At 46.6% G+C, this 5,779-nt stretch carries 2 tRNA genes and 3 rRNA genes; all 5 read left to right on the forward strand.

The annotated features are described in order from the left end of the window. Positions 1-473 precede the first annotated feature (473 nt). The 5 genes from AC4IFE_RS19950 to rrf all read left to right on the forward strand — a co-directional run bounded on the left by AC4IFE_RS19950 (position 474) and on the right by rrf (position 5,653). Positions 474-1,990, forward strand: a 16S ribosomal RNA gene (locus AC4IFE_RS19950). A gap of 219 nt (positions 1,991-2,209) precedes the next feature. Continuing rightward, positions 2,210-2,283 (forward strand) — tRNA-Ile (locus AC4IFE_RS19955). An 82-nt stretch (positions 2,284-2,365) separates the two neighbouring features. Further along, a tRNA-Ala gene (locus AC4IFE_RS19960) sits at positions 2,366-2,439 on the forward strand. A gap of 157 nt (positions 2,440-2,596) precedes the next feature. Then, positions 2,597-5,360 (forward strand): 23S ribosomal RNA (locus AC4IFE_RS19965). Between the two features lie 184 nt (positions 5,361-5,544). Next, a 5S ribosomal RNA gene (gene rrf, locus AC4IFE_RS19970) occupies positions 5,545-5,653 on the forward strand. The 16S, 23S and 5S rRNA genes sit together here with 2 tRNA genes alongside, the layout of an rRNA operon. Positions 5,654-5,779 lie beyond the last annotated feature (126 nt).

Raw genomic sequence — 5,779 nt, forward strand, 5'->3', positions numbered from 1 at the left:
TATGAATTTTATGTTAAATAGATTTGTTTTGCGTGTTATTAAGTTGTTATCTTTGCCCCACTGAAAAACGAGAGTTTAGAAGTAGCGCAGAAGAGCTTTTAGATAAGCATAAATATTTAAGAAAAGCTTACGGATATAGGGGGGAGAAAAGAGGTAGCAATATTTTAGAAATAAAAGTTGTGAGATTTAATTTTTTTTGTATCTTTGCAGTCCGGTTAAACGGAGCGCAGGAGTGAGTAAAGATTGGAGTGTTGAAGGGAGTTAAGGTTACTAAAAAAACTTTAAATTTTCCTTTAAAACATTTGGTCGGTTAGAAATAAATAATTACTTTTGCAACCGCAAATAAGGAACAAAACGACAGAAAAGATTCTTTATATATTGCGGAAAGAAAAAAGATCATTGACATACAATATACAACCAAGTAAGGAAAAAACTAAAGCGTAAAAAAACTTTGAGTGGGTCAGGAAAAACATACAATGGAGAGTTTGATCCTGGCTCAGGATGAACGCTAGCGGGAGGCCTAACACATGCAAGCCGAGCGGTAGAGATTCTTCGGAATCTTGAGAGCGGCGCACGGGTGCGGAACACGTGTGCAACCTGCCTTTATCAGGGGAATAGCCTTTCGAAAGGAAGATTAATGCCCCATAATATTTAGAATGGCATCATTTTAAATTGAAAACTCCGGTGGATAGAGATGGGCACGCGCAGGATTAGATAGTTGGTAGGGTAACGGCCTACCAAGTCAACGATCCTTAGGGGGCCTGAGAGGGTGATCCCCCACACTGGTACTGAGACACGGACCAGACTCCTACGGGAGGCAGCAGTGAGGAATATTGGACAATGGGTGAGAGCCTGATCCAGCCATCCCGCGTGAAGGACGACGGCCCTATGGGTTGTAAACTTCTTTTGTACAGGGATAAACCTTTCCACGTGTGGGAAGCTGAAGGTACTGTACGAATAAGCACCGGCTAACTCCGTGCCAGCAGCCGCGGTAATACGGAGGGTGCAAGCGTTATCCGGATTTATTGGGTTTAAAGGGTCCGTAGGCGGACTCGTAAGTCAGTGGTGAAATCTCACAGCTTAACTGTGAAACTGCCATTGATACTGCGGGTCTTGAGTGTTGTTGAAGTAGCTGGAATAAGTAGTGTAGCGGTGAAATGCATAGATATTACTTAGAACACCAATTGCGAAGGCAGGTTACTAAGCAACAACTGACGCTGATGGACGAAAGCGTGGGGAGCGAACAGGATTAGATACCCTGGTAGTCCACGCCGTAAACGATGCTAACTCGTTTTTGGGCTTTCGGGTTCAGAGACTAAGCGAAAGTGATAAGTTAGCCACCTGGGGAGTACGTTCGCAAGAATGAAACTCAAAGGAATTGACGGGGGCCCGCACAAGCGGTGGATTATGTGGTTTAATTCGATGATACGCGAGGAACCTTACCAAGGCTTAAATGGGAATTGACAGGCTTAGAAATAGGCTTTTCTTCGGACAATTTTCAAGGTGCTGCATGGTTGTCGTCAGCTCGTGCCGTGAGGTGTTAGGTTAAGTCCTGCAACGAGCGCAACCCCTGTCACTAGTTGCCATCATTCAGTTGGGGACTCTAGTGAGACTGCCTACGCAAGTAGAGAGGAAGGTGGGGATGACGTCAAATCATCACGGCCCTTACGCCTTGGGCCACACACGTAATACAATGGCCGGTACAGAGGGCAGCTACACAGCGATGTGATGCAAATCTCGAAAGCCGGTCTCAGTTCGGATTGGAGTCTGCAACTCGACTCTATGAAGCTGGAATCGCTAGTAATCGCGCATCAGCCATGGCGCGGTGAATACGTTCCCGGGCCTTGTACACACCGCCCGTCAAGCCATGGAAGTCTGGGGTACCTGAAGTCGGTGACCGTAACAGGAGCTGCCTAGGGTAAAACAGGTAACTAGGGCTAAGTCGTAACAAGGTAGCCGTACCGGAAGGTGCGGCTGGAACATCTCATTTTAGAGCGTCTTAAAGACGATAAACAAAATTAGGTACTTCGGTACTATTGATTCTGCTTAAAGTAAAGCTTTAGTTTTTTATTTGGTTGCTATATATATAAAAATACAAAACCCACTAGAAATTAGTATCAGGGAACGAGAGACAAGAGATGTATAGACAAGAGATAGGAGATGAATTAAAGTCTCGGGTCTCAGATCTAAAAATCTCAAATCTAAATGAAGTCTCGTAGCTCAGCTGGTTAGAGCGCTACACTGATAATGTAGAGGTCGGCAGTTCGAGCCTGCCCGAGACTACTAATTAAGGCGGTAAGCATTAAGCTTCAAGCAGTAGGCATTTAGCCTGAAGCTTCTAGCCTAAAGCGTACAGCACCTAGAGGGGGAATTAGCTCAGCTGGCTAGAGCGCCTGCCTTGCACGCAGGAGGTCAAGGGTTCGACTCCCTTATTCTCCACAGTTTTGGAAGCTTGATTTAAAAGTTACGGATGGAGCCAAAAACAACATCTGTTCATCAGGCTGAAAGAAAGACATTAAGATCATTGACATTAACGGTAAAGACATCACAAAGAGAAAACCGAGCGCATAAGAGCGCTTGAGTAACCAAAAATAGGAAAGAAATCGTTAAGGGCGTATGGCGGATGCCTAGGCTTTCAGAGGCGAAGAAGGACGCGGTAAGCTGCGAAAAGCTGCGGGGATCGGCACACACGAATTGATCCGCAGATGTCCGAATGGGGCAACCCAATACATTGAAGATGTATTACTCTAAATTTATTTAGAGAGCAAACCCGGAGAACTGAAACATCTAAGTACCCGGAGGAAAAGAAATCGAAGAGATTCCGTAAGTAGCGGCGAGCGAAAGCGGATTAGCCCAAAAGTCTTTATATATTTAGAAGAATGTTCTGGAAAGAACAGCCATAGACGGTGATAGCCCGGTATTCGAAAGGTATACATAGATGATAAATGAGTAGGGCGGGACACGTGAAATCCTGTCTGAATATGGGGGGACCATCCTCCAAGGCTAAATACTCCTGAAAGACCGATAGTGAACAAGTACTGTGAAGGAAAGGTGAAAAGCACTTCGAATAGAAGGGTGAAATAGAACCTGAAACCGTACGCCTACAAGCGGTCGGAGCCCACAAGTTGGGTGACGGCGTGCCTTTTGCATAATGAGCCTACGAGTTAATTTTACTAGCGAGGTTAAGGACTTCAGGTCCGGAGCCGGAGCGAAAGCGAGTCTGAATAGGGCGCTTAGTTAGTAGGATTAGACGCGAAACCTTGTGATCTACCCATGGGCAGGTTGAAGCTCTGGTAACACAGAGTGGAGGACCGAACCGGTTGACGTTGAAAAGTCTTCGGATGACCTGTGGGTAGGGGTGAAAGGCCAATCAAACTGGGAGATAGCTCGTACTCTCCGAAATGCATTTAGGTGCAGCGTCGATGTTAAGTTTATTAGAGGTAGAGCTACTGATTGGATGCGGGGGTTTCACCACCTACCAATTCCTGACAAACTCCGAATGCTAATAAATGTTCGTCGGCAGTGAGGGCATGGGTGCTAAGGTCCATGTCCGAGAGGGAAAGAACCCAGACCAACAGCTAAGGTCCCCAAATATATGTTAAGTTGAAGCAACGCGGTTGGACTGCATTGACAGCTAGGATGTTGGCTTGGAAGCAGCCATTCATTTAAAGAGTGCGTAACAGCTCACTAGTCGAGCGGTCCGGCATGGATAATAATCGGGCATAAACATATTACCGAAGCTATGGATTTATACCTTCTGGGTATATCTGGTAGGAGAGCATTCTGTTTGCGCCGAAGCAGTATCGTGAGGTATTGTGGAGCGGACAGAAAAGAAAATGTAGGCATAAGTAACGATAAAGGGGGCGAGAAACCCCCTCACCGAAAGACTAAGGTTTCCTCAGCCATGCTAATCAGCTGAGGGTTAGTCGGGACCTAACGCGAACCCGAAAGGGGTAGTGGATGGACAATGGGTTAATATTCCCATACTTGCTCACACTAAAAAGGGGACGGAGTGCCGTACCTGCTGGAGACTGACGGAATAGTCAAGGCCTAGCCTTCGGGCGAAGCTGCTGCAGGGAAAGTGCTTCCAAGAAAAGCCGAAGTGAAGCAACCCGTACCAAAACCGACACAGGTAGTCGAGGAGAGAATCCTAAGGTGCTCGAGTGAGTCGTGGCTAAGGAACTAGGCAAAATAGTCTCGTAACTTCGGAAGAAGAGACGCCATCAGCAATGGTGGCCGCAGTGAAGAGGCCCAGGCGACTGTTTATCAAAAACACAGGACTCTGCTAAATCGAAAGATGCTGTATAGGGTCTGACACCTGCCCGGTGCTGGAAGGTTAAGGAAGGGCGTTAGCGTAAGCGAAGCGTTTGACTGAAGCCCCAGTAAACGGCGGCCGTAACTATAACGGTCCTAAGGTAGCGAAATTCCTTGTCGGGTAAGTTCCGACCTGCACGAATGGTGTAACGATCTGGGCACTGTCTCAGCCACGAGCTCGGTGAAATTGTAGTATCGGTGAAGATGCCGATTACCCGCAATGGGACGAAAAGACCCTGTGAACCTTTACTATAACTTCGTATTGACTTTGAGTAAGTAATGTGTAGGATAGGTGGGAGGCTTTGAAGCGGGCACGCTAGTGTTCGTGGAGCCAACGTTGAAATACCACCCTTTACTTACTTGGAGCCTAACTTCTTTTAGAAGGACATTGCGTGGTGGGTAGTTTGACTGGGGTGGTCGCCTCCAAAAGAGTAACGGAGGCTTTCAAAGGTACCCTCAGCACGCTTGGTAACCGTGCGTAGAGTGTAATGGCATAAGGGTGCTTGACTGTGAGACCAACAAGTCGATCAGGTGCGAAAGCAGGACATAGTGATCCGGTGGTTCCGTATGGAAGGGCCATCGCTCATAGGATAAAAGGTACTCCGGGGATAACAGGCTAGTCTCCCCCAAGAGCTCACATCGACGGGGAGGTTCGGCACCTCGATGTCGGCTCGTCACATCCTGGGGCTGGAGAAGGTCCCAAGGGTTGGGCTGTTCGCCCATTAAAGTGGCACGCGAGCTGGGTTCAGAACGTCGTGAGACAGTTCGGTCTCTATCTATTGCGGGCGTTAGATGTTTGAGAGGGCTTGATTCTAGTACGAGAGGACCGAATTGAACAAACCTCTGGTGTATCAGTTGTACCGCCAGGTGCACCGCTGAGTAGCTACGTTTGGAAGAGATAAGCACTGAAAGCATATAAGTGCGAAACTCGCCTCAAGATGAGACATCTTTTAAGGGTCGTTGGAGATGACGACGTTGATAGGCTACAGGTGTAAAGGCAGTAATGTCATAGCCGAGTAGTACTAATTACCCGTAGATTTATAGCCTATGGTTGCTATAATAGAATATTTAAAGATTAAAATATTTAATAATTTAATATTCATACAACAAGTTCTTTTATGCGCAGTCAAGGTTTTGTCTTTGTGAAAGTTTTTATCGATTAAAAAGCAGTATGCTTTACGCTGTAAGCCTTAAGCTTATAGCCTACTGCCTACAGCTATATACCTTCTTTAGGGTGGTTTTAGCGGTGGGGCTCACCTGTTCCCATTCCGAACACAGAAGTTAAGCCCACCAGCGCCGATGGTACTGCGACAAGCGGGAGAGTAGGCCGCCGCCAGTTTTTATTAAAAGTCTCATACAACAGAGTTTGTATGAGACTTTTTTGTTATATACCTATATGATGAGTAATGGGTAATGGGTAATGAGTAATGAGGGCAAGACCTTGTAGTCAAGTGACCAATCATCA

It is taken from the genome of Chryseobacterium sp. UF-81, assembly GCF_058245105.1.